Annotated in this window: 20 protein-coding genes; 18 read left to right on the forward strand and 2 right to left on the reverse strand. The window is 71.5% G+C overall.

Annotated features, from left to right (window positions below):
- Nucleotide 1 precedes the first annotated feature (1 nt).
- The 5 genes from sufC to HD595_RS34870 all read left to right on the forward strand — a co-directional run bounded on the left by sufC (nt 2) and on the right by HD595_RS34870 (nt 5,175).
- Entirely contained in the window at nt 2–748 is a 747-nt protein-coding gene (sufC, locus tag HD595_RS34850; RefSeq protein WP_253776577.1) for a Fe-S cluster assembly ATPase SufC, read from the forward strand.
- Nucleotides 745–2,028, forward strand: coding sequence for a cysteine desulfurase (locus HD595_RS34855; RefSeq protein WP_301309679.1), 1,284 nt, complete (start codon nt 745–747; stop codon nt 2,026–2,028). Before sufC ends, HD595_RS34855 begins: the two co-directional genes overlap by 4 nt.
- 2 nt (nt 2,029–2,030) lie before the next feature.
- Nucleotides 2,031–2,471, forward strand: a complete 441-nt coding sequence (gene sufU / locus HD595_RS34860) for a Fe-S cluster assembly sulfur transfer protein SufU (RefSeq protein ID WP_175589611.1) — start codon at nt 2,031–2,033, stop codon at nt 2,469–2,471.
- Nucleotides 2,468–2,827 carry a metal-sulfur cluster assembly factor gene (locus HD595_RS34865; protein ID WP_175601219.1) on the forward strand — a complete coding sequence of 120 codons (360 nt, stop codon included), beginning with the start codon at nt 2,468–2,470 and terminating at the stop codon, nt 2,825–2,827. Before sufU ends, HD595_RS34865 begins: the two co-directional genes overlap by 4 nt.
- Before the next feature lie 404 nt (nt 2,828–3,231).
- Nucleotides 3,232–5,175, forward strand: a complete 1,944-nt coding sequence (locus tag HD595_RS34870) for a DEAD/DEAH box helicase (protein ID WP_253776579.1) — start codon at nt 3,232–3,234, stop codon at nt 5,173–5,175.
- Between the two features lie 889 nt (nt 5,176–6,064).
- On the opposite strand, the gene HD595_RS34875 is transcribed toward HD595_RS34870, so the two are convergent.
- A complete protein-coding gene (locus HD595_RS34875; RefSeq protein WP_253776584.1) occupies nt 6,065–7,078 on the reverse strand; it encodes a LacI family DNA-binding transcriptional regulator in 1,014 nt (337 codons plus the stop codon).
- A gap of 376 nt (nt 7,079–7,454) precedes the next feature.
- On the opposite strand from HD595_RS34875, the gene HD595_RS34880 reads away from it, so the two are divergent.
- Nucleotides 7,455–7,718, forward strand: coding sequence for a phosphoribosyl-ATP diphosphatase (locus HD595_RS34880; RefSeq protein ID WP_175589604.1), 264 nt, complete (start codon nt 7,455–7,457; stop codon nt 7,716–7,718).
- Nucleotides 7,719–7,782: 64 nt separating this feature from the next.
- On the forward strand, nt 7,783–8,628 hold the full coding sequence (gene hisG, locus HD595_RS34885; protein ID WP_253776593.1) for an ATP phosphoribosyltransferase: 846 nt from the start codon (nt 7,783–7,785) through the stop codon (nt 8,626–8,628).
- A 620-nt stretch (nt 8,629–9,248) separates the two neighbouring features.
- On the opposite strand, the gene HD595_RS34890 is transcribed toward hisG, so the two are convergent.
- Nucleotides 9,249–10,274, reverse strand: coding sequence for an EAL domain-containing protein (locus tag HD595_RS34890; RefSeq protein WP_253776594.1), 1,026 nt, complete (start codon nt 10,272–10,274; stop codon nt 9,249–9,251).
- Between the two features lie 470 nt (nt 10,275–10,744).
- Between HD595_RS34890 and HD595_RS34895 the strand changes: the two genes are divergently transcribed.
- The 11 genes from HD595_RS34895 (at nt 10,745) to HD595_RS34945 (ending at nt 23,528) form a co-directional block, all read left to right on the forward strand.
- The gene (locus HD595_RS34895) at nt 10,745–11,428 is read left to right on the forward strand and encodes an acVLRF1 family peptidyl-tRNA hydrolase (RefSeq protein ID WP_253776595.1); all 684 of its coding nucleotides are present in this window, start codon (nt 10,745–10,747) and stop codon (nt 11,426–11,428) included.
- Nucleotides 11,429–11,728: 300 nt separating this feature from the next.
- A complete protein-coding gene (locus tag HD595_RS34900; RefSeq protein WP_253776596.1) occupies nt 11,729–12,745 on the forward strand; it encodes a LacI family DNA-binding transcriptional regulator in 1,017 nt (338 codons plus the stop codon).
- Nucleotides 12,746–12,758: 13 nt separating this feature from the next.
- Nucleotides 12,759–13,415 (forward strand): DUF1961 family protein, encoded by a 657-nt coding sequence (locus HD595_RS34905; RefSeq protein WP_253776597.1) that lies wholly within the window; start codon nt 12,759–12,761, stop codon nt 13,413–13,415.
- Nucleotides 13,416–13,542: 127 nt separating this feature from the next.
- A complete protein-coding gene (locus tag HD595_RS34910; protein WP_253776598.1) occupies nt 13,543–14,172 on the forward strand; it encodes a YesL family protein in 630 nt (209 codons plus the stop codon).
- A 32-nt stretch (nt 14,173–14,204) separates the two neighbouring features.
- The gene (locus tag HD595_RS34915; protein ID WP_253776603.1) at nt 14,205–15,731 is read left to right on the forward strand and encodes an extracellular solute-binding protein; all 1,527 of its coding nucleotides are present in this window, start codon (nt 14,205–14,207) and stop codon (nt 15,729–15,731) included.
- Between the two features lie 138 nt (nt 15,732–15,869).
- On the forward strand, nt 15,870–16,844 hold the full coding sequence (locus HD595_RS34920) for an ABC transporter permease (RefSeq protein WP_253776605.1): 975 nt from the start codon (nt 15,870–15,872) through the stop codon (nt 16,842–16,844).
- Nucleotides 16,845–16,856: 12 nt separating this feature from the next.
- Nucleotides 16,857–17,756 (forward strand): carbohydrate ABC transporter permease, encoded by a 900-nt coding sequence (locus HD595_RS34925; protein WP_253776607.1) that lies wholly within the window; start codon nt 16,857–16,859, stop codon nt 17,754–17,756.
- 25 nt (nt 17,757–17,781) lie between these two features.
- The gene (locus tag HD595_RS34930) at nt 17,782–20,472 is read left to right on the forward strand and encodes an exo-rhamnogalacturonan lyase family protein (protein ID WP_301311059.1); all 2,691 of its coding nucleotides are present in this window, start codon (nt 17,782–17,784) and stop codon (nt 20,470–20,472) included.
- A 171-nt stretch (nt 20,473–20,643) separates the two neighbouring features.
- The gene (locus tag HD595_RS34935; protein ID WP_253776610.1) at nt 20,644–22,242 is read left to right on the forward strand and encodes an ABC-F family ATP-binding cassette domain-containing protein; all 1,599 of its coding nucleotides are present in this window, start codon (nt 20,644–20,646) and stop codon (nt 22,240–22,242) included.
- Nucleotides 22,243–22,355: 113 nt separating this feature from the next.
- Nucleotides 22,356–22,571, forward strand: coding sequence for a helix-turn-helix domain-containing protein (locus HD595_RS34940; RefSeq protein ID WP_020547488.1), 216 nt, complete (start codon nt 22,356–22,358; stop codon nt 22,569–22,571).
- 123 nt (nt 22,572–22,694) lie between these two features.
- Nucleotides 22,695–23,528 carry an enoyl-CoA hydratase/isomerase family protein gene (locus HD595_RS34945; RefSeq protein WP_253776612.1) on the forward strand — a complete coding sequence of 278 codons (834 nt, stop codon included), beginning with the start codon at nt 22,695–22,697 and terminating at the stop codon, nt 23,526–23,528.
- The last annotated feature ends 126 nt before the right edge of the window (nt 23,529–23,654 follow it).

Raw genomic sequence — 23,654 nt, forward strand, 5'->3', positions numbered from 1 at the left:
CATGTCCACCCTTGAGATCCGTGACCTCCAGGTCGCCGTCGACGACAAGGCGATCCTGCGCGGCGTCAACCTCACCGTGCGGTCGGGCGAGACCCACGCCATCATGGGCCCCAACGGCTCCGGCAAGTCCACGCTCGCCTACGCGATCGCCGGTCACCCCAAGTACACGATCACCGGCGGCCAGGTGCTGCTCGACGGCGTCGACCTGCTGGAGCTGTCGGTCGACGAGCGCGCCCGCGCCGGTCTGTTCCTCGCCATGCAGTACCCCGTCGAGGTCCCCGGCGTGTCGGTGTCCAACTTCCTGCGCTCGGCCGTCACCGCGGTGCGCGGCGAGGCCCCCAAGCTGCGCGAGTTCGCCAAGGACCTCAAGAGCGGCATGGACGCCCTGTCCATCGACGCCGCCTTCGCCCAGCGCAACCTCAACGAGGGCTTCTCCGGCGGTGAGAAGAAGCGCCACGAGATCCTCCAGCTCGAGCTGCTCAAGCCCAAGATCGCCGTGCTCGACGAGACCGACTCCGGCCTCGACGTCGACGCGCTGCGCGTGGTGTCCGAGGGCATCAACCGCTTCCGCGCCACCGGCGACACGGGCGTGCTGCTCATCACGCACTACACCCGCATCCTGCGCTACGTGAAGCCGGACTTCGTCCACGTCTTCGCGGGCGGCCGGATCGTCGAGGAGGGCGGCCCGGAGCTGGCCGACAAGCTCGAGGCCGAGGGCTACGAGCAGTACACGAAGGCGACTGCATGACTTATCCCACCAGCTTGGACGTGGAGAGGATCAGGAAGGACTTCCCGGTTCTCTCCCGCGAGCTGCCCGGCGGGCGCCCGCTCGTCTACCTCGACTCGGGCAACTCCTCGCAGAAGCCCACGCCGGTCGTCGAGACGGTGCGCGAGCACCTGGCGATGCACTACAGCAACGTCGGGCGCGCCATGCACGCGCTCGGCGCCGAGTCCACCGAGGCGTACGAGAGCGCGCGTGACAAGGTGGCCGCCTTCATCGGCGCGCCCTCCCGCGACGAGGTGATCTTCACCAAGAACGCCTCCGAGGCGCTCAACCTGGTGGCCCACGCCTTCGGCCCCCACCTGTGGGGCTCCTCCGGCGAGGGCGCCGACCCGCGCTTCGCGCTCGGCCCCGGCGACGAGATCGTCATCTCCGAGATGGAGCACCACTCCAACATCGTGCCGTGGCAGCTGCTCGTCCAGCGCACCGGCGCGACCCTGAAGTGGTTCGGCGTCACCGAGGAGGGCCGGCTCGACCTGTCCAACCTGGACGAGCTGGTCACCGAGCGCACCAAGATCGTCTCGATCGCCCACCAGTCCAACGTGCTCGGCACCGTCAACCCGGTCGCCGACGTGCTGCGGCGCGCCCGCGAGGTGGGCGCCCTGGTGATGCTCGACGCCTCCCAGTCCGTCCCGCACCACCCGGTCGACATGGCGGGGCTGGGCGTCGACTTCGTGGCCTTCACCGGCCACAAGATGCTCGGCCCGTCCGGCATCGGCGTGCTGTGGGGGAGGGGCGAGCTGCTCGACGCCATGCCCCCGTTCCTGGGCGGCGGCGAGATGATCGAGGCGGTCTGGATGGACCACTCGACGTACGCGCCGATCCCGCACAAGTTCGAGGCGGGCACGCCGCCGATCGTCGAGGCCATCGGTCTCGGCGCGGCCGTCGACTACCTCCAGGGCATCGGCATGGACGCGATCGAGGCGCACGAGCGCGAGCTCACGGCGTACGCGCTGGAGGCCCTGCGCGAGGTGCCGACGCTGCGGCTCATCGGGCCCGACACCCTGGACCGGCGCGGCGCGACCCTGTCGTTCACGCTGGAGGGCATCCACCCGCACGACGTGGGGCAGATCCTCGACGACAGCTTCGGCATCGCCGTGCGGGTCGGCCACCACTGCGCGCGCCCGCTGCACCTCAGGTTCGGAATACCGGCGACCACGCGGGCGTCGTTCTACCTGTACAACACCACGGGCGAGATCGACGCCCTGGTGCGCGGCCTCCACCACGTTCAGAAGGTGTTCGCATAGCCATGATCGGCGAGTCGATGTACCAGGAGCTGATCCTGGAGCACTACAAGCACCCGCAGGGGCGGGGGCTGCGCGAGCCGTACGACGCCGAGGTCCACCACGTGAACCCGACGTGCGGCGACGAGATCACGCTTCGGGTCAAGGTCGGCGACGCCGGCCGGATCGAGGACGTCTCCTACGACGGCCAGGGCTGCTCCATCAGCCAGGCCGCCGCCTCGGTCCTGCACGAGCTGACCGCGGGCTCCACGGTGGAGGAGACGCTGTCGGTCGTCGACGAGTTCACCCGGCTCATGCAGGGCAGGGGACAGGTGGAGGCCGACGAGGACGTCCTCGGCGACGCCGTGGCGTTCGCCGGGGTGGCCAAGTTCCCGGCCAGGGTCAAGTGCGCGCTGCTGTCCTGGATGGCCTACAAGGACGCTGTAGTGAGGAGTGCCAGCAGATGAGCAAGCCGGTGGAGACGCCGACCTCGTTCGACGGTGAGACCACCGTCGAGGAGGTCATGGAGGCGCTCAAGGACGTCGTCGACCCGGAGCTCGGCATCAACGTCGTCGATCTCGGCCTGGTCTACGGCCTCAACCTCGACCCCGCCGAGGGCGGCCGGCCCGTGGCCACCATCGACATGACGCTCACCAGCGCCGCCTGCCCGCTCACGGACGTGATCGAGGATCAGGCGCACTCCGCGCTCGATGGTATGGTCTCCGATGTGAAGATCAACTGGGTCTGGCTCCCGCCGTGGGGTCCCGACAAGATCACCGACGAGGGCCGTGAGCAGCTCCGTATGCTAGGCTTCAACGTCTGATCTCCTGACCTTCAGCAGCATCAGCCTCCAGCGGGACGCTCCGAGCGGATCGTCTCGTGCATAGCTTCATCGTGAGCAGTACGGCCGGCACCCCGGTGCCGGCCGCGTCTGTGCCTCGGTCCGAGATCCGGACCGGGCGGGGAATACCCCAGGTCCTCCCCGCGTTGGCACCACGTGCACCTGGCGCACCTTCACGTGCGTCTCGCCGCCTGCGGCCGGCAACCGGGTGCGCGTAGACGGCCCGACGACATGCCGGTGAGCACACCGGTCCGGGCCAGTCCCCACCCCAGCGGGTGCCGATCACCCGCGCCTGGCAACGAGTGCGGCATGGCGCCGCACGTTCTGGCTCGTCCTTTCGCAGAAGTGACGCGCCACTTCGACTGAAAGGCACGACGTTCGTGACCATGCTTGACGCTGTCCTGCCCGAGCTCGCCCCCGAGCAGGGTCTGCCCACGCTCGCCCCCGAGCCGGGCCCGTCCGGATTCGAGCTGCTGGGCCTGCCCAAGCCGCTCGTGGCCGGCCTGGCCCGCCAGGGCATCGACAGCCCCTTCCCCATCCAGAGCGCCACCATCCCCGACGTGCTGACCGGCGCCGACGTCCTCGGCCGCGGCCAGACCGGCTCCGGCAAGACGCTCGCCTTCGGCCTGCCCACCATGGCCCGCATCGCCGGCGTCAAGCCCGCCCCGGGCCGCCCCCGCGCGATGGTCCTCGTCCCGACCCGCGAGCTGGCCCTCCAGGTGCACGACGCGCTGGAGCCGCTCGGCCGCGGCCTCGGCCTGCGCATGAAGGTCGTCGTCGGCGGCATGTCCATGGGCAAGCAGATCGAGGCCCTGCGGCGCGGCGTCGACGTCGTCATCGCCACGCCCGGCCGGCTCGGCGACCTCATCCGCCAGGGTGAGTGCTCGCTGGCCGACATCGAGGTGAGCGTCCTCGACGAGGCCGACCACATGTGCGACCTCGGCTTCTTCCCCGTCGTCACCGAGCTGCTCGCGCAGACCCCGGCCGGCGGGCAGCGGCTGCTGTTCTCCGCCACGCTCGACGGCGACGTCGACAAGCTGGTCCAGCGCTTCCTCAAGGACCCGATCACCCACTCCGTCGCCCCCGCGACCTCCCCGGTCGACACGATGGAGCACCACGTCATGCAGGTCACGCGCGACGACAAGTTCGACGTCACCGCGGAGATCGCCAACCGCGAGGGCCGCACGATCATCTTCGTCCGCACCCAGCACGGCGTGGACCGGCTGTGCAAGCAGCTGGCCCGGGTCGGCGTCAAGGCGGGCGGTCTGCACGGCGGCAAGCGCCAGAACCAGCGCACCCGCATCCTCGCCGAGTTCCGCGAGGGCTCGGTCAACGTGCTCGTCTGCACCGACGTGGCGGCCCGCGGCATCCACGTCGACAACATCAGCCTGGTGCTGCACGTCGACCCGCCGCAGGACCACAAGAGCTACCTGCACCGCGGCGGCCGCACGGCCCGCGCGGGCGAGAAGGGCACCGTGGTCACGCTCGTGCTGCCCAACGAGCGCCGCTCCACCGACCAGCTCACCCGCCGGGCGGGCATCCACCCGTTCCGCCTCAAGGCCACCCCGGGTCACCCGCGGGTCGCCGAGGTGACGGGCGCCCGCGTCCCGAGCGGCGAGGCCATCCCCGTGTGGGAGCCCGACGTGCGCAAGCCGCTGCGGCCGCGCCGCGAGCACGGTCACGGCGGCGGGCACGGCGAGCGCCGTGGCCGGCGTGGTCGCCGCGACTTCGGGCGTGACGCCGAGGGCGACCGCCGCCCCCGCCGCCACGACGGCGGCGAGCAGGAGGCGGGCTCGCGCGAGCCGCGCACGTTCGGCGAGGATCGCGGTGAGCGCGGCTTCCGCCGTGACGACCGCGCCCCGCGCGGCGGCGGCTTCCGCTCGGACGAGCGTCCGTTCCGCTCCGGCGACCGCGGCCCGCGCGGTGGCGGCTTCCGTTCCGACGACCGTCCGGCCCGTGACGGCTACCGCTCGGACGACCGCCCGGCTCGTGACGGCGGTTTCCGCTCCGACGAGCGTCCGTTCCGTTCCGAGGACCGGCCGTTCCGCGGGGACGACCGCGGCCCGCGCGGCGGCGGTTTCCGCTCCGAGGGCCGTGGCCCGCGTGACGGCGGTTTCCGCGCCGACGACCGCGGCCCCCGTGGTGGCGGCTTCCGCGCCGACGACCGCGGCACGCGCGGCGGCGACCGCGGCCGGCCGTTCTCGGCCGACCGTGAGCGCGGCTTCCGCGGCGACGACCGTCCGCGCGACGGCCACCGCACCGGCGGCCACCGCGACGACCGCGGCGCGCGCGGCGGCTACCGCTCGGAAGGTCGCCGCTTCGGCCGCTGACCAGCGACACCTTCGACGGCCCGCCGTACCCCTCGCAGAGGACGGGTACGGCGGGCCGCGCCGTTCCCGGGGAAGGCGCCATGGGCGACCCCGCTCATCGCGCGCCGGAACGCCCGGTGCGATGGCGAGGCCGAGCACGAGAGCGTCCGGGGCGGTCAGCCCTTGAGGCCGCTGAGCGCGATGCCGCGGGGTGAAGTACCTCTGGAAGACGAGGAAGAACGCGATCGTCGGTACCGACGCCAGCAGTCCGCGGTGTCCAGGCGCGTGCTTTCGGCGGCCTCAGTCCCCTGGCCCGCCTCGTCTTCCTTCGAAGCAGATGCAGGCGCCCAGGTCTGCCGCGGCGGCTTGCGGCCGGCCACACTGTACCTGCACCGACCGGCCGTGTCGTCGCAACAGCTTGCTGACGCCCTCGATGATGTAGCCGACGTGAAACGGCTCGGCGCGCCCCGGAACGCGACGAGCAGGCCATTGCCACCTGGAAGGCCGAGATTTCTGCGCGGCGGGCGTGTACCCGCCCCTTTGCCCCTGCCGCATCCCCTCCGGGCGCGGCGGGACGAAGCCGGCCACGACGAACACGGTGCCGATGTCGAGCGTTTGCCGCTGGTGGCGCGGGCGGCGCTCAGGAGCGCCACCAGGACTGTGCCGCAGACCGCCGTCGTTCGTCGCATGGGGGCCGTCCGATCTGCGGGTCGGATGGGCGTCCGGTTCCGCTGGCGGAGGCATGCGGGATACGGGGCATCCCGTGGACCGGCGCCCGATTTCACAGGCATGGGGATCGCGCTACTTAATCGGGTAAGTTCACCTAGGCGGTGATCGAAGGAGCGGGCCGTCTCCGCTGCCGTTCCTTGCGCCCGGGGCCGCGCGGTGTGACGGCCGTCCATGCAGCGGTTCAGGGAGGCGGGGCGGTGCTCCCGCGGGGACGCAGCCGGGCCGCCGCGTCCTCCACGCCGGTGACCTGCTCGCCCGCCGCCATCCGCAGCAGGAGCTGCGCCGCCCGCGCCCCCGAGGCCGGGATGTCGCGGGCCGTCGTCGTGAGCGGCGGCCGCACCACCTGGCAGAGCGGCGAGTCGTCCCAGGCCACGACGGACAGCCCGGCCGGCACCCGCAGGCCCATCTCCTGGGCCACCGACAGGCCGGCCAGGGCCGTGACGTCGTTGTCGTAGACGATCGCCGTGGGCCGCGAGCGCGAGCTGAGCAGCCGCCGGGTCGCCCGGGCGCCCTGCTCGCCGGTGTGGTCGGTGTGCGCGGCCGGCGCCTCCTCCAGCCCGAGCGCGGCCAGCGACTCCACGAACGCCGCGTCCCTGATCGCGGTGTGCGCCAGGGCGGCCGGGCCCGCCACCCGCGCGACGCGCCGATGGCCGAGCGCCGCGAGGTGCTCCAGCACCTCGCGCATGGCGGCCGCCTCGTCGGACCACACCGCGGGCAGCGAACCCGCGGCCGACGGGTGGCCGATCACCACCGCCGGCATGCCCAGCTTCTCCATCACCGGCACGCGCGGGTCGTTCGTGTGCAGGTCGACCAGGATCACGCCGTCCACGCGCCCCTCGCCCCACCAGCGGCGGTACACGGCGATCTCGTCCTCGTGCCCGGCGGCCACCTGCAGCATGAGCGCGTACGAGCGCGCCGCCAGCTCGCCCTCGATGCCGCTGATCAGCTCCATGAAGAACGGCTCGACGCCGAGGAAGCGCGCCGGACGGCACACGACCAGCCCGATCGCGCCCGCGCCGGCGCCGCTCAGCAGGCGCGCGGCCAGATTCGGGCGCCAGCCGATCTCCTGGGCGATCGCGTGGATGCGCGCCCTCGTCTCCTCCGACACGCCCGGCCGGCCGTTCAGGGCGTAGGACACCGCGCCCTTGGAGACGCCCGCGCGCCGGGCGATGTCGGCGATCGTCGGCCTCTTCACGCGGCACCTCCGCCAGGAGAGTTTCACTGAACCGGATCAGCGGGACCGGAGGCTGTCCGTGGTCAAGTGCTTATCCGGTTCATCGCGACGGGCCCGGACCCCGGCCGCCTCCGGCAGGGACCTCGCCCGGTTGTCCCGCTGATCCGGAAGACGTTTCCGGATTATCGGCTACCGGGAGCGGGGCAGCCGGGCGAACGATTCGAAACCAGTATGAAAGCAGGAGCGGCGTAACCATCTCCTCCGGCACGCGCGCGGACCGACGTACGACGGACAAGGTTTGTCCGGTGTTGTCGTCTCGGGTTCCGGACACGGGGCGTGCGACCCATGCGGGCCGACTAGGCTTGTCATGCACGTCAGCCGACCGACGAGAGAGACCATGAAGACCTTCGAAGAGCTGTTCGCCGAGCTGTCCGAGAAGGCGCGCACCCGGCCCGCGGGGTCGGGCACCGTGGCCGCGCTCGACGCCGGCGTCCATGCCATCGGCAAGAAGGTCGTCGAGGAGGCCGCCGAGAGCTGGATGGCCGCCGAGCACGAGTCCGCCGACCGGGCCGCCGAGGAGATCTCCCAGCTCCTCTACCACGTGCAGGTTCTCATGCTCGCCAAGGGCATCGGGCTGGACGAGGTCTACAAGCATCTCTAGGGCGCCCCGCGCCCGCCTCGCCCGCCCACGCCCGCACCGCGAGACACGGAGAGACCACACCGACATGATCCGCCTAGCCGTACCCAACAAGGGCGCGCTCAGCGAAGCCGCCCAAGCCATGCTCAAGGAGGCCGGCTACCGGCCCCGCCGCGACAGCAAGGAGCTGTTCGTCCTCGACGAGGACAACGGCTGCGAGCTGTTCTTCCTGCGCCCCCGTGACATCGCCGTCTACGTCGGCGAGGGCACCCTCGACGCCGGCATCACCGGCCGCGACATGCTCGTCGACTCCGGCGCGCCGGTCGAGGAGATCATGCCGCTCGGCTTCGGCGACTCCACCTTCCGCCTGGCGGCCAGGTCCGGCACGTTCGCCTCGGTCAAGGACCTCGACGGCATGCGCGTGGCCACCTCCTACGCCGGCCTGCTCGGCAAGTACCTGTCCGACGCGGGCGTCGACGCGCGCGTCATCAAGCTCGACGGCGCGGTGGAGACCGCCATCCGGCTCGGCGTGGCCGACGCCATCGCCGACGTCGTCGAGACCGGCACGACGCTGCGCAACGTCGGGCTGGAGGTGTTCGGCGAGCCGATCATGCGCTCGGAGGGCGTGCTGATCAGGCGGCAGAGCGCTCCCGAGCAGCCGGGCGTCCAGCAGCTCGTGCGCCGCTTCCAGGGCGTCGTCCACGCGCGCGACTTCGTGATGATGGACTACGACATCCGCGCCGAGCGCATCGAGGAGGCCATCGCGCTGACCCCGGGCATGGAGGGGCCGACGGTCTCGCCGCTGCACCGCGAGGGCTGGGTCGCGGTGCGCGCCATGGTCCGCCGCAAGGGGCACCAGCAGGTGATGGACCAGCTCTGGGACATCGGCGCCCGCGCCATCCTGGTCACCGACATCTACGCCTGCCGCCTCTGACCCCTCGCCCCGAGACCCTCCTCCTGCGGGGACTCGCCCCGAGGGCCGCCCGCCCTCGGGGCCTGCTCTGACCGACCGCGCCGGTCGCCCGGCTTCCGGGCTTCCGGGGGCGCTCCGACCCTCCGCTCCTAGAGCCGCCCGCCTGGGAGGCGCCCGCCTGGGAGGCGCCCTCTCGGCGCCCCGGTTCCGGATTCGGTGCGCGCTGTCCGGCCTGGGGGGACCACCGGGGCTCGGGAGGGGACTTCTCCGACATCCTGGGGGCGCGGGCTCTGGAGACGGATGCCTCGGTCGCGGCTCCCCGGCGCCCGCGGGCGCGGCCTGGCTCCCGTGAGCGGGGGTCTGGTCACACTGGGACGCGATGCACGGCCTCCGGACACTCCGGCGCCCCGGCCCGGCACTCCGGCACTCCGGCCCGGCACTCCGGCACTCCGGCGCCCCGGCCCGGCACTCCGGCATCCCGGCCCGGCACTCCGCTCCGGCACTCCGCTCCGGCACCCCGGCACCCCGGCACTCCGGCATCCCGGTCCGGCAACCTCGCCCTGGCGCCTCGCCTCGGCCACCCCGGACTGGCACCCCGGTCCGGCATCCCGGCACCAAATGGCACCCCGGCAGATCGTGGCTCAGGTTCTGGTCGACGTCACCTCCCGGATCAGGTCGGACACGCGGACGATGCCCATGCAGCGGTTGAGCTCGTCGGTGACCACCAGGTCGTCGTACACGCGGGCCGAGTCCCGGCCGGCCGCCTGGATGGCCGCCACCGCCGACGTGGTCTTCGGCACCGTACGCGGCGGATCGGCCAGCCGCCGCGCCGGCTTCGAGCCGTGCAGCGCGTGCCCGTAGCGGGCGGCGATCGACAGCAGGAAGCGGCCGCGGTCGAGGCTGCCCTTCGGCCGCTGGTACTCGTCCACCAGGATCACGCTCGTGATCGACGGCTCGTGGCCGAAGGCGGCCACCACCTCCTCCGCCTTCGCCTCGGCGGGGAGCGTCACAGCGGGCAGCAGCAGCTCCTGGACGCGCGGCCCCAGCTCCACCATGCCGGGCTGCTCGTCGGCGACCGGCAGCGGCACCCGTACCCGCCCGTCCGGCCCCGGGCCCAGCAGGGGACCCTCCGCGAGCCGCACACCCCAGCCGCGCACCACCGCGAGCTGAGCCTCCTCCTCGACCCCCTGGGCCAGCACGTGCGCCCCGATGCCGCGGGCCAGCGTCACCATCGCCTGCCCGACGGCCGCCGCCCGATGGTCGTTGTGGACCCGCGCGACCAGCTCCGGGGCCAGGGCGAGCGCGTACGGCGAGGCGTCCGCGATCAGGTCGAGCGGCACCCCCTCCGTCCCGGCGCCGCCGAAGCCCAGCAGGTAGCCGAAGTTGCGCAGCCCTTCGAGCGCGACCCGCAGCATCGGCCGGCCCTCCGGCGCGCAGGGCCCCGAGAGCACGAGCATCGTCTCGCGGGGATGCCTGCCGGACCTTCGCAGCGCCTCATGCAGCGGCGCGAGCGCCCCGGCCCCCTCCATCACGACCCGGATGGGCAGGTCGAGCACCAGGGGCAGCGGAACGTCCGGTAGATAGCCCGCCGCGTCCACGGCGGCGGCACAAGCGATGACGGCCCCTGTGCCGAGATCCACAACGGGGCCTGTGAACAGGGAGGACACGTAGCGATGATGGGAGCGGCAGGGGCGCCGTAGAAGGCACATGAAACGAAGTTCACCGACATTTCCCATGACGTTCCCATGGGCTGGCCGACCGGGAGCCGCGACACGACCTCACTGCTCCGTCCGAGCCGCCAACGGTCCGCCGGGAGTGTCCTCCCTGGCTGATCCGTCCCGGTCGTCGTCCCGGTCGTGCCCAGCGAGGCCCGTGCCCGTCCGTCCCGGTCGTGCCCAGCGAGGCCCGTGCCCGTCCGTCCCGGTCGTGCCCAGCGAGGTCCTTGTTCGTCGGTCCCGGTCGTCGTCCGGTCGTATCCAGCGAGGTCCTCACCCGTCCGTCCCGGCCGTCGTCCGGTCGTGCCCAGCAAGCCCTGGCCGTGCCCGACAAGGCCCTCTGCGACACGGACGGAGAGAGCCGTGCCCGGCAAGGCCCTCTCCGTCCGTGTCGCAGGCGAGGGGTCGGCTAGCCTTCGGGCATGAGCGCGCGACCGGCCAAGGGCGGCGGGCGGTGGGTGTCCGTGCCGCCGGAGCGGGTCCACCCGTGGATCGACGGGTTCGCCGACCGGCACGGGCCGTTCGAGGCGTCGGGCGACGAGCGGGCGGTGCGGCTGGTGGCCGCCGACGGGGCGCTCGCCGAGCTGCGCGTGCCGTTCCCGCCCATGCTCCCCGGCCCTCCTCATGTCACCCGGCTGGTCACGCACGCCCGCGCCGAGCGGCGCATCGGAGTCGTGCTGGTGCGGCTCGGAGGGTACGCGGCCGGGGTGTTCCGGGGGACGGAGCTGGTGGCGTCGAAGGTCGGGTCCCGGCTCGTGCAGGGGCGTACGGCGGCGGGCGGCTGGTCGCAGCAGCGCTTCGCCCGGCGCCGCCGCAACCAGGCGGACCAGGCGCTGGAGACGGCGGCCGACACCGCCCTGCGCGTCCTGACGCCCCACCTGCCGGAGCTGGAGGCCGTGGTGCTGGGCGGAGACCGCAGGGCCGTGGACGTCCTGCGCGCGGACCGCCGCCTCGCGCCGCTGCTCGCCCTGGAGGCGGAGCCGTTCCTGACCGTCCCGGACCCGAGGCTGGCCGTGCTGCGCGCGACGCCGGCGGAGTTCCGCGCGGTCCGGATCCACGTGGTGGACCCGCCCGGGGGTGGAGAGGCCGGGCGCCGCCGCGGCTGACAGGGGCCCGGAGCGGAGAGACTGAGCGCCGCCGCCGGCTGACAGGGGGCCGGAGCGGAGAGGCCGGGCGCCGCTGTCGGCTGGCAGGGGGGCGGAGCGGAGGGGTGGCGCGCTGCCGTCGGCTGACGGGGAGCCGACGAGGCGGGGGAGGAGGGGGCCTGAAGCTCGCTGAAACGGATAACAGAATAATGCTCCGGTAAGCGGTTGCCAGCGAAACCGCAGCTTGAGTCGATTCAAAACGATCTCGCCGGCCGCTATGATGAGCGGCGTTCACCCCCCGGCGCGGCCTCGTGAGGATCCATGGCGACAAGGAGCATCAAGGAGGTCGCGCGGCTGGCGCGCGTCTCGGTCGGCACCGTGAGCAACGTGCTCAACCGCCCCGAGATCGTCGCCCCCGCGACCAGGGCGCGCGTGTTCGACGCCATCCGCGAGCTGGGCTTCGTCCGCAATGAGGTGGCCCGCCACCTGCGCGTCGGCCGCAGCCGCACCGTCGGCCTGGTCGTGCTCGACGTGGCCAACCCCTTCTTCGCCGACGTCGCGCAGGGCGCCGAGGCGCTGGCCGACGAGCACGACACGATGGTCGTGCTGTGCAACAGCGGCACCGACCCCAACCGCGAGCGCCGCCACCTCGACCAGCTCGAACAGCAGCGCGTCATGGGCATACTGATCACCCCGGTCGACGCGGGCAGCCCGCGGCTGGCCGACCTCGCGGCCCGGGGCACCCCCGTGGTGCTGGTCGACAGCGCCGCCACCGGGCTGCAGTGCTCGGTGGCCGTGGACGACCGGTTGGGCGGGCAGATCGCCGCCGCCCACCTCATCGAGCAGGGGCATCGCCGCATCGCGTTCGTCGGCGGGCCGCCGTCGATCAAACAGGTGGCCGACCGGCACGCGGGCGCGGCCGGCGCGGTCGAGGCCGCCCGCGGGGTCGAGCTGCTCGACGCGTCGATGCCGATGCTGAGCGCCGCCGCCGGGCGGGCCGCCGGCGAGCGCGTCGCCGCCCTGCCCCCGGCCGAGCGGCCGACGGCCGCCTTCTGCGCCAACGACCTGCTCGCCCTCGGGTTTTTGCAGGCCATGGCCGCGTGCGGCCTGCGCGTGCCCGGCGACATGGCCATCGTCGGCTACGACGACATCGACTTCGCCGCCGCGGCGGCGGTCCCCCTCTCGTCGGTACGGCAGCCGCGCGAACTGCTCGGCCGCACGGCCGTCGAGCTCCTGCTGGAGGAGGTCGCCCATCCGGAGCGGCACCGGCACCGGCAGGTGATCTTCCAACCGGACCTGGTGGTCCGGGAGTCCAGCGCGCTGCGGAGGCGCGACTAGGAGGAGCGGCATCGTGACCGAGATCTACCGCAACCGGCTCGCCGGCCCCGACGACCTGGAGGGGTTCCGGATGGAAGGAGCCGGGGCGGTCTCCTTTCCGCTGGGCAGGATGCGGCTGGAGAGCCTGCGCCCGCCGGCCGACGGGCAGGCCGCGAACCTGGTGCTCTGGTGCCCGGAGGAGTTCCCCGCCGACGTGCGGATCGAGTGGGACTTCTGGCCGGTCAGGGAGCCAGGGCTGGCCATCCTGTTCTTCCACGCGCGGGGGAGGGGCGGCGAGGACCTGTTCGATCCGGCGCTGGCCCGGCGCGAGGGGCCGTACGAGCAGTACCACAGCGGCGACATCGACGCCTACCACGTGTCCTACTTCCGGCGGATGTGGCAGTCGGAGCGAAAGTTGCACACCTGCAACCTGCGGAAGAGTCACGGCTTCCACCTCGTCGCGCAGGGGCCCGACCCGCTGCCCGCGGTGCTCGACGCCGAGGGCCCCTACGCCATGCGGCTCGACGTCCGCGCAGGTGAGGTGACGTTCGCGGTCAACGATCTGGTCTCGTTCCGCTGGCAGGACGAGGGTCTCCTGGGCGGTCCGGCGCTGGCCGGAGGCAAGATCGGGTTTCGGCAGATGGCCCCGTTGATCGGCGAATACGCAAATCTCCGGGTTTCGTGTCATTGACTCTGAGTCGATTCAACACTACGTTCGCCACCAACCGCAGCGGTCATCCGCCCGTAACCGGGTGGGAACCGCAGCGCAACGCCCCCATCACCGTGTCCGCGCACACGCCACGAGAAAGTGCTGCCGGATGAGCCATTCCACCACGTCAACCAGGGTCTACGCGGTCTGCTCGGAGTTCGTCTGGGCGGTCCGGCTGAACCTGCTGTGGCTCGTCTTCGCCCTCGCGGGCGGAGTCGTCCTGGGAATGGGGCCCTCCACCATGGCCGCGTACACGCTGGCCCGGAGGCACGCTCGTGGTGAATCGTTTCAGGCGACGCGTGAGTTCTGGGCCGTCTACCGGCGGGAGTTCGTCCGCGGCTCGCTGCTGGTGCTGCCCGCCGCGGTGCTGGGCGTCGTCCTCGTGGGCGACTACCTGTACCTGAGCGCCCTCGGGCCCACCTCGGGAGCGTTGCGGATCGCGACCCTCGTGGCGCTCGTCGCACTGGCCGGTGTGGGGGCGCAGGTGGGGCCGCTCTACGCGCACTACGACCTGCCGCTGCGGGCCTACTGGCCCAAGGCGGCGCAGCTAGCGCTGCTGCGTCCGGCTTCATCCGTGCTGTTGCTGCTAGCGCTATCAGCCATCGCCGCCGCGACCTCGGCGGCGCCCCTCCTCGCCCCCCTGATCAGCTTCGGCGCGTGGATCTCACTCAACACGTGGCTTTGCCAGCGCTTCTTCGCCGAGAACGAGGCGCGACTGCTTTCGAAAGGGAACTCATGAGCGCATCACGTCGTAGCCGGCTCATCGCCGGTGTGTTAACGCTCACGGCCGCGCTGACCGCCTCGGCCTGCTCGGGCGGCGGCGACGCCCCCAAGACCGACTCCAACACGATCACCTTCATGGCGAGGCTGTTCGGCACGGCGCCCAACCCCCAGGGCGAGATGCAGCAGGCCGTCGAGAAGTTCCTGGGCAAGAAGATCCACGTCACCTGGGTCCCCAACGCGCAGTACAGCGACAAGATCAACGTCACTCTGGCCTCGGACAGCATCCCGCAGGTCATCGACGTGGACCCGCACCTGCCGGCGTTCGTCAAGGCCGCGCAGGCCGGGGCGTTCTGGGACCTCACCGACAAGATCGACAAGTACCCGAACCTCAAGCCGGCGGACCAGCGCACGGCCCTGAACTCCTCCATCAACGGCAAGATCTACGGCTTCTACCGGATGCGGCCCCTGCTGCGCTCGGCGGTCATCATCCGCAAGGACTGGCTGGAGAAGGTCGGCCTGAAGGAGCCGCAGACGGTCGACGACCTCTATCAGGTCGCCAAGGCGTTCACGGAGAAGGACCCCGACGGCAACGGCAAGAAGGACACCTACGGGCTCATCATCCCGAAGTGGCCGGGCAACTACGCCACCGCCAGCCCGTACGACGTGATCGAGACCTGGTTCGGCGCCCCGAACGGCTGGGGCCGGCGCAACGGCAAGATCGTGCCCGGCTTCGACACGCCGGAGTTCCTGGAGGCCAACAAGTGGCTGAAGAAGATGGTCGGCGAGGGCCTGGTCAACCCGGACTTCGCCACCCTCGACGCGGCCAAGTGGAACGAGCCCTTCCACCAGAACAAGGGCGGCATGATCATCGACGTCAACATCCGCTCCCGGCAGGTCCTCGACCTGTTCAAGGAGGACGACCCGGAGCACTACGGTGACAAGGTCACCATGGTCGGCAACCTCAAGCTGTCCGACGACAAGAAGTTCTCCTACCCGTTCACCGGCTACAACGACGTCCTGGCCATCTCCAAGCAGAGCGTGCGGACCGAGGCCGACCTCGACAACGTGCTGAAGTCGCTGGACAAGCTGGCCACCAAGGAGGGCCAGGTCCTGCTGCAGAACGGCATCGAGGGCCGCAACTTCAAGGTCGAGAACGGCGACACCGCCGCGCTGATCAACGAGGACGACCCCGCCGTCAAGACCATCCAGAACGACGTGGACAACGCCTTCACCCAGCTCAGCACCAAGGGCACGGCGGACATCGGCGGCATCGCCTACCAGCGCGTGCCGTCCGGCGAGCCGTACAAGGCGATGCTCAAGCTCCAGAAGGAGCTGATGGCGGAGGACCTCAAGACGGCCGTGCACAACGTCGGCCTGCCCGTGGTCTCACCCACCGCCGTCCAGCGGGGCCCGCAGATCGACACGATCATCCCGGACGCCCGGATCAAGTACCTGTCCGGCCAGCTCGACGACGAGGGGCTGAAGGCCGAGATCAAGCGCTGGTACGACAGCGGCGGCACGCAGGTGACCGCCGAGATGAACGACCTGATCGCCAAGCTCGGCCCCACGAGCTGACCCCGTCCCGGAGGGACCCGGGCCGCCGCCCAGGTCTCTCCCAGCCGTTCGGAAACCCGCCGCCCCGCCGTCGTGCGTGACCAAGTCGTGCGTGACCAAGACGAGCCGGCGGGTTTCTCCCGAGGAAAGGAGGCCGCTGTGGCCACCGACCTGGCGCCGCCTCCGACGAGCGCGGCGAGCATCTCCGGGCGCCGGCGCCGGAGGGCGGGGCTGCGCGACGTCTTCACGCGCTACCGCTGGCTCTACCTGATGCTCCTGCCGGGCGTCGTCTACTTCGCGCTGTTCAAGTACCTGCCGATGTACGGCGTGACGATCGCGTTCCAGGACTTCCTGCCGTTCCTCGGCTACTCGGGCAGCCCCTGGGTCGGGTTCAAGCACTTCGAGGAGCTGTTCTCCGGCCCCGACTTCGGCCGGCTGCTGTTCAACACGCTCTTCCTGGCGCTGCTGCACATCGTCTTCGTCTTCCCGGCACCGATCGTCGTCGCGCTGCTGCTGAACGAGCTGCGGGTCACCGTGCTCAAGCGCACGGTGCAGTCGCTGGTCTACATCCCGCACTTCCTGTCGTGGACGATCGTGGCGTCGCTGACGTACATCCTGTTCGCGGCGGACTTCGGCGTGCTGTCCGGCTGGATCCGCGACGTCCTCGGCGACACCTCGAAGATCGACTACATGGCGCAGGAGGAGTGGTTCCGGCCGATCGTCGTCCTGCAGCAGCTCTGGAAGCAGACCGGCTGGGGCACGATCATCTACCTCGCCGCGCTGGCCGGCGTGGACCCGCAGCTCTACGAGGCGGCGCGCATGGACGGCGCGGGACGCTTCAAGCAGCTCTGGCACGTCACGCTGCCCGCGATCCGCCCGACGATCGTCGTCATGGCCATCCTCGCCTCCGGCAACCTGCTCGACTCGGGCTTCGAGCAGATCTGGCTGATGACCACCTCGCTGAACCGCTCCGTCGCCGACGTGTTCGACACCTACGTCTACTACTCCGGCATCACGCAGGGCGCGATCAGCTACTCCACCGCCGTCGGCCTGTTCAAGGGCGTGGCCGGCGTCATCCTGATCTTCGGCTCCAACTGGCTGGCCAAGCGCCTCGGCCAGCGGGGACTGTTCTGAGGAGCCCTTGACATGAACAGCATGAAGCACAAGAAGCCGGCCACCGAGTACAGCACCGTGGGCAGCCGCGTCTTCGACGTGGTCAACGTGGCCGTGCTCGTCGGCCTGGCCCTGGTCACCGTCCTGCCGCTGCTGTACGTCCTGGCGGGCTCGTTCGCCGGCGAGGCGGAGATCTCCTCGCGGCCGTTCTTCCTGTGGCCGGAGAAGTTCGTCACCGAGTCGTACCGCTACATCTTCGCCACCGACACCTTCGTGCGGGCCCTGCTGACGACCGTGGTCGTGACGGCGGTGGGCACGGTGGTGCAGGTGCTGCTGACGTTCACCATGGCGTACCCGCTGGCCAAGCGCTATCTGCCGGGCCGCGCGCTGGTGCTGAACCTGATCATCTTCACGCTGGTCTTCACCGGCGGGATGATCCCCACCTACCTGGTGGTGCGCGACCTGGGACTGCTGGACAGCTACTGGGCGCTGATCCTGCCGCTGGCGATCAACCCGTTCTACCTGATCATCGTGAAGAGCTTCTTCCAGGAGCTGCCGCAGGCCCTGGAGGAGGCGGCGCGCATCGACGGCTGCAACGAGATGGGCGTCTTCTTCAAGATCGTCCTGCCGCTGTCGAAGCCGATCATCGCGACGTTCTCGCTGTTCTACGCGGTAGGCATCTGGAACGACTACATGTCGCCGCTGCTGTACATCAGCGACCCGGACAAGTGGACGCTGCAGATCCTGGTGCGCCAGCTCGTCAGCACCGACGCGGCCAACGCCCTGTCGCAGATGGACCGGACCTGGGTGCCGCCGGAGCAGGGCCTGAAGTTCGCGGTCGTGGTGATCGCGACGCTGCCGATCCTGTTCTTCTACCCGTTCCTGCAGAAGCACTTCACCAAGGGAGTGCTCATCGGCTCGGTCAAGGAGTAAGACCCTGAACACCGTCGCGACGACGCTGCGCTGGCTGAACGAGTCCCGGACGCCCCGGGGGGAGGGGGTGACCTTCGGGGTGCCGTGGCCGCGCGGCGCCGTCGGGCGGGCCGAGCCGTACACGCTGACCGGCCCTGACGGCAGCGCCCTGCCCACGCAGAGCTGGGTGACCGCGACCTGGCCGGACGGGTCGGTCAAGTGGTCGGCGCACGCCGTCCCTCCCCACGGGGAGCCCGCCGTCCCTCCCCACGGGGAGCACGCCGGTCCTCCCCAGGGGGAGCCCGCCGGGACGTACCGGCAGCCCGCCGGGACGTACCGGCTGGAGCCGGGGCGCACGCCGCCGGCGCCCCGCGTGCCCGTCACCGTGACGCGCGAGGACGGGGCCCTGCGGGTGAGCACGGGCGTCGTGACGTGGACGATCGAGGAGTCGGGCGCCACGCTCGCCCGCTCGGTCACCCGCGGCTCCCGCGAGATCGTCCGCGACGTCCGCCTGGTGAGCCTGCACCAGGACGGGCCCACGCCCGACGACGGCGGCACGCTCACGCGGACGGAGGCGACCGGCCAGGTCACCCGCGTCACCGTGGAGCAGGACGGCCCGGTCCGCGCCGTCGTCCGCCTGGAGGGCCACCACGCCCGCGCAGACGGACAGGAGGGACGCGCGTCCTTGCCGTTCACCGTGCGCCTGTACTTCTACGCCGGGGCGGAGGACGTCCGGCTCGTCCACACCTTCGTCTGGGACGGCGACCCGCAGCGCGACTTCCTGGCCGGGCTCGCCCTGCGCGCGGACGTCGTCATGCGCGACGAGCCGCACGACCGGCACGTACGGCTCGCCGGCCCCGACGGCTTCCTCACCGAGGCCGTGCGCGGGCTGACCGGCCTGCGCCGCGACCCGGGCGAGGCCGTGCGGCGGGCGCAGGTCGAGGGCCGCCCGTGCGGCCCGATCGGCAACCCCGAGGTCGCCGGCCGCCTCCACCTCATCCCCACCTGGACCGACTACACGCTCGACCAGGGCAGCGCCGACGGCTTCACGCTGCGCAAACGCACCGGCGAGGGCCACGCCTGGGTGACGATCCCCGCGGGCACCCGCTCGGCCGGCTACGGCTACGTGGGCGGGGTCAGCGGCGGCCTGGGGTTCGGGCTGCGCGACTTCTGGCGGCTGCATCCCACCCGGCTCGACGTGCGCGGCGCGGCCACGGACCTCGCCACGGCGACGGTCTGGCTCTGGTCGCCGTCGGCCCCGGCCATGGACCTGCGGTTCTGGCACGACGGCATGGGCCAGGACACCTTCGCCGAGCAGCTCGAAGGTCTGGAGATCACCTACGAGGACCACGAGCCGGGCTTCGGCGACGCGCACGGCGTGGCCCGCACCCACGAGCTGACCCTGCGGGTGCACCAGGCCACGCCCCCGGCGGAGGCGCTGGCCGCGCACGCCGCCGCCCTGAACGACCCGGCGCTGCTGACCGCGCCGCCCGCGCGGATCCGCGCGGCGGGCGTCTTCGGCGACTGGGCGCCCCCGGACCGCTCGACCCCGGCGCGCGCCGCGATCGAGGACCGGCTGGACTTCCTGTTCGACCTGTACGTCCGCGAACGCGAGCAGCGCCGCTGGTACGGCTTCTGGGACTACGGCGACGTCATGCACACCTACGACGCCGACCGCCACACCTGGCGCTACGACGTGGGCGGCTACGCCTGGGACAACTCCGAGCTGTCGCCCGACCTGTGGCTGTGGTACCAGTTCCTGCGCACCGGCCGGGCGGACGTCTTCCGCTTCGCCGAGGCGATGACCCGCCACACCGGCGAGGTCGACGTCCACCACCTCGGCCGCTGGAAGGGTCTCGGCAGCCGGCACAACGTGCAGCACTGGGGGTGCAGCTGCAAGCAGCTGCGCATCTCCAACGCCGCCTACCGGCGCTTCCACTACTACCTGACCGCCGACGAGCGCACCGGCGACCTGCTGGACGAGCTGTCGGAGCCGGAGGCGACGTTCCTGGCCGTCGATCCGCAGCGCAAGGTGCGCGAGGACGTCTACACGCCCGACCCGTCGGCCCTGTCGGTCGGGCTCGGCACCGACTGGGGCGCGCTGGCCGCGGCCTGGCTGACCCGCTGGGAGCGGCACGGCGACGAGCGGGCCCGCGACCGGCTGCTCGGCACGATGGCCGGCATCGGGGCGCTGCCGCGCGGCTTCCTGACCGGCGAGGCCCGGCTCGACCTGGCCACCGGCCGCTTCGACACCTCCCGCGACGCGGTCATGGTCTCGCACCTGTCGTCGGTGTTCGGCCTGCCGGAGATGTGCTCCGAGCTGATCGCGCTCGACCTCGGGGTGCCCGGCTTCGAGCGGGCCTGGCTCGACTACTGCCGGCTCTACCTGGCGCCGGCCGCGGAGCAGGAGGCCGAGGTGGGCCAGGCGTTGCGCGGCATCTCGCTGGTGCAGGCGCACAGCCGGCTCACCGCGTACGCGGCGGCCCGCACCGGTGATCCGGCGCAGGCCGCGCGCGCCTGGCGCAAGTTCTACCTGGACGAGGACGACCAGCTCAACCGCAACGAGCTCCAGCGCGAGCCGCACTGGCGGCTGACCCGCGTGACGGGGCCGCGGGTGCCGGCCGCGCTCGACGAGGCGCCGTTCGTCTCCACCAACGACGCCGCGCAGTACGGGCTGGCGGCCATCCAGAACCTCGCGCTGATCGGCGACCACCTCCCCGGGCGTCCGCCGGAGTAGCCGAGGGGCGGAGAACGGCGCACCGGGGATGAGCTGGGAGATAACCGGAGGTGGTGCTCCAGCTCAGGGGCCTACACTGATCGGTATGCACACTCCCGATTGACGGCACGGCGCACCCGGCCGCACGTCCCCCCTCCCTCGATTCCCTAGCTCGGGAGTGTTCCGTCAACCATGATCATCGCCAGTGACATCGAGCTGCGCGCCGGCGCGCGCCTGCTCATCGAAAGCGCCTCCTTCCGGGTCAACCCGGGCGACAAGATCGGCCTGGTGGGCCGCAACGGCGCGGGCAAGACCACGCTGACCAAGGTCCTGGCCGGCGAGGCGCTGCCCGCCGCCGGGTCGGTCACCACGAGCGGCAGCGTCGGCTACCTGCCGCAGGACCCGCGTACCGGCGACCTGCAGGTGCTGGCCCGCGACCGCATCCTGTCGGCGCGCGGGCTCGACGAGGTGCTGCGCAAGCTGCGCGAGGCCGAGCTCGGCATGTCCTCCGCCGACGAGAAGACCCGCGAGCGGGCGGTGCGCCGCTACGGCCGGCTGGAGGACCAGATGCACGTCCTCGGCGGCTACGCGGCCGAGTCGGAGGCCGCCTCCATCGCCTCCAGTCTCGGACTGCCGGACCGCGTCCTCGGACAGCCGCTGGAAACGCTTTCCGGCGGACAGCGCAGGCGCGTGGAATTGGCGCGCATTCTTTTCAGCGGGGCGGAAACTCTCCTTCTCGACGAGCCGACAAACCACCTAGATGCCGACTCAATCGGGTGGCTTCGTGATTTTTTGCGTTCTCATCAGGGCGGCTTGGTGATCATCAGCCATGACGTCGACCTTCTTGAAGCGACGGTCAACAAGGTCCTTCACCTCGACGCCAACCGCAGTGTCATCGACCACTACAACGTCGGCTGGAAGGCGTACCTCGCGCAGCGCGAGACCGACGAGAAGCGCCGCAAGCGCGAGCGGGCCAACGCCGAGAAGCAGGCCGGCGCCCTGCTGGCCCAGGCCGACAAGATGCGCGCCAAGGCCACCAAGGCCAAGGCCGCCCAGGACATGATGCGCCGCGCCCACCGCCTGCTGGCCGGCACCGAGGAGGAGCGCCAGAGCGACAAGGTGGCGCGGCTGCGCTTCCCGGAGCCGCAGCCGTGCGGGCGCACCCCGCTCACGGCGGAAGGACTGTCCAAGTCGTACGGCTCGCTGGAGGTCTTCACCGACGTCAGCGTGGCCATCGACCGAGGTCACCGGGTCGTCATCCTCGGCCTCAACGGCGCCGGCAAGACCACGCTGCTGCGGCTGCTGGGCGGCCAGGAGCAGCCCGACACCGGCGAGGTGAGGCCCGGCCACGGCCTCAAGCTCGGCTACTACGCCCAGGAGCACGAGACGCTCGACCCCGACCGCACGATCCTCGAGAACATGCGCTCGGCCGGCGGCGAGTTCACCGACACCGAGCTGCGCAAGGTGCTCGGGTCCTTCCTGTTCACCGGCGAGGACGTCGACAAGCCGGCCGGCGTGCTGTCCGGCGGCGAGAAGACCCGCCTCGCGCTGGCGATGCTCGTGCTCTCCAGCGCCAACGTCCTGTTGCTCGACGAGCCCACGAACAACCTCGATCCGGTCAGCCGGGAGCAGGTCCTCAACGCTCTGAGGTCGTATTCAGGAGCGATCGTGCTCGTCACCCACGACGAGGGTGCCGTTGACGCCCTGTCACCGGATAGGGTGATCTTGCTACCGGACGGAACTGAAGACGCATGGAGCGCCGAATTTTCCGATCTTGTGGCACTTGCCTGATCTTAATTTGGGTGGGTACGGATCTTTTCCCGTGGAGTAGGTAGCCGATCCCGCTGAAATGACTGATCATGGCGGAGTAACGCTGCGGAAGTCCGGCACTACAGGAGGTACTCGTGGCCGAGACACTGAAGAAGGGCACCCGGGTCACCGGGGCCGACCGTGAAAAGCTGGCCGGCGATCTCAAGAAGCGCTACGCCGCGGGTGAGAGCATCCGTGCCCTGGCCGCTTCGACCGGTCGGTCCTACGGGTTCATCCACCGCATCCTGAGCGAGTCCGGCGTGACTCTGCGCGGGCGCGGCGGGGCGACCCGAGGCAAGTCCAAGCGCTGACGGCCGCCTCGGAACGTGCGACCGCAGCCGCTCGTCCCTAGTCAGCCAGCCGTCGCGCCCGGGCCCAGAATCTCATTCTGTAAGCTCGGGCGCGACGGTTCAGTGGGCACAAGGGAGCGGGCGATGGCGGGAGCGAAGGCGCCGGAGGAGCGCGGGGGGTACGCGGAGGACGTGTCCGCCGGACGACCGGAGGAACACGGACTGCGCTTCGAGGTGGACGGTGAGATCGCGACGATCACGCTGAACCGGCCGGACAAGCGGAACGCTCAGACGTTCGCGACCTGGTCAGCGTTGGCCCAGATCGGTGATGACCTGCCGGAACGGGTGCGCATCGTCGTCGTGAAAGGTGAGGGACCGTCCTTCTCGGCAGGCATCGACCTGCGGATGTTCACACCAGAGGGGGTGCCCGGACAGGGCTCGTTCAGCTCGGCAGCGCGGCTCGGAGCCGCGGCGTTCGAGCAGCGGTTGCGGCAGGCACAGCGGGGGTTCCTGTGGCTGCGCCGCCCCGAGATCGTTTCCGTCGCGGCCGTGCAGGGCCACGCGATCGGCGCGGGTTTCCAGCTCGCGCTCGCCTGCGACCTGCGGATCGTGGCCGACGACGTCAAGTTCTGCATGAAGGAGCCCGCCCTGGGGCTGGTGCCCGATCTGACCGGGACCAAGCCGCTGGTCGAGCTCGTGGGCCTGGCCAGGGCGATCGACATCTGCCTGACCGCCAGGACCGTGGAGGCCGGCGAGGCCCTGCGCATCGGGCTCGCCGAACAGGTCGTCGCCCGCGACGACCTCGACCAGGCCGTGCGCGACAAGGCCGCCCAACTGCTCTCGACCAACCGGGACGCGGCCACGGCGACCAAGCGGCTCCTCCAGGGCGCGCGCTCGCGCACCCTGGAGGAGCAGTGCGCGGCCGAGGGCGCCGAGCAGGCCGAACGCCTGCGCGCCCTCTTCGCCGCCCAGCCCTGACCAGGTCCGCCCAGCCCTGACCGGCCCGCGCCGTATCCGCCCGGACCCTCCGGCCCGGTCCCGTGTCCGATCCGATACGCGTCCGATACGCGCCGCCGGGAATCGCCGGGCCGCCGGCGGCGCTCA

This window comes from Nonomuraea roseoviolacea subsp. carminata (genome assembly GCF_024172185.1).
Classification (GTDB): domain Bacteria; phylum Actinomycetota; class Actinomycetes; order Streptosporangiales; family Streptosporangiaceae; genus Nonomuraea; species Nonomuraea roseoviolacea.

Excerpts from the sequence above, each read along its gene's own strand:
- HD595_RS34945 (WP_253776612.1), top strand. The coding sequence starts at position 22,695 with ATGGCGGGAGCGAAGGCGCCGGAGGAGCGCGGGGGGTACGCGGAGGAC.
- HD595_RS34880 (WP_175589604.1), top strand. The coding sequence starts at position 7,455 with ATGAAGACCTTCGAAGAGCTGTTCGCCGAGCTGTCCGAGAAGGCGCGC.
- sufU (WP_175589611.1), top strand. The coding sequence starts at position 2,031 with ATGATCGGCGAGTCGATGTACCAGGAGCTGATCCTGGAGCACTACAAG.
- HD595_RS34935 (WP_253776610.1), top strand. The coding sequence starts at position 20,644 with ATGATCATCGCCAGTGACATCGAGCTGCGCGCCGGCGCGCGCCTGCTC.
- hisG (WP_253776593.1), top strand. The coding sequence starts at position 7,783 with ATGATCCGCCTAGCCGTACCCAACAAGGGCGCGCTCAGCGAAGCCGCC.
- HD595_RS34925 (WP_253776607.1), top strand. The coding sequence starts at position 16,857 with ATGAACAGCATGAAGCACAAGAAGCCGGCCACCGAGTACAGCACCGTG.
- HD595_RS34910 (WP_253776598.1), top strand. The coding sequence starts at position 13,543 with ATGAGCCATTCCACCACGTCAACCAGGGTCTACGCGGTCTGCTCGGAG.
- sufC (WP_253776577.1), top strand. The coding sequence starts at position 2 with ATGTCCACCCTTGAGATCCGTGACCTCCAGGTCGCCGTCGACGACAAG.
- HD595_RS34900 (WP_253776596.1), top strand. The coding sequence starts at position 11,729 with ATGGCGACAAGGAGCATCAAGGAGGTCGCGCGGCTGGCGCGCGTCTCG.
- HD595_RS34895 (WP_253776595.1), top strand. The coding sequence starts at position 10,745 with ATGAGCGCGCGACCGGCCAAGGGCGGCGGGCGGTGGGTGTCCGTGCCG.
- HD595_RS34855 (WP_301309679.1), top strand. The coding sequence starts at position 745 with ATGACTTATCCCACCAGCTTGGACGTGGAGAGGATCAGGAAGGACTTC.
- HD595_RS34870 (WP_253776579.1), top strand. The coding sequence starts at position 3,232 with ATGCTTGACGCTGTCCTGCCCGAGCTCGCCCCCGAGCAGGGTCTGCCC.
- HD595_RS34865 (WP_175601219.1), top strand. The coding sequence starts at position 2,468 with ATGAGCAAGCCGGTGGAGACGCCGACCTCGTTCGACGGTGAGACCACC.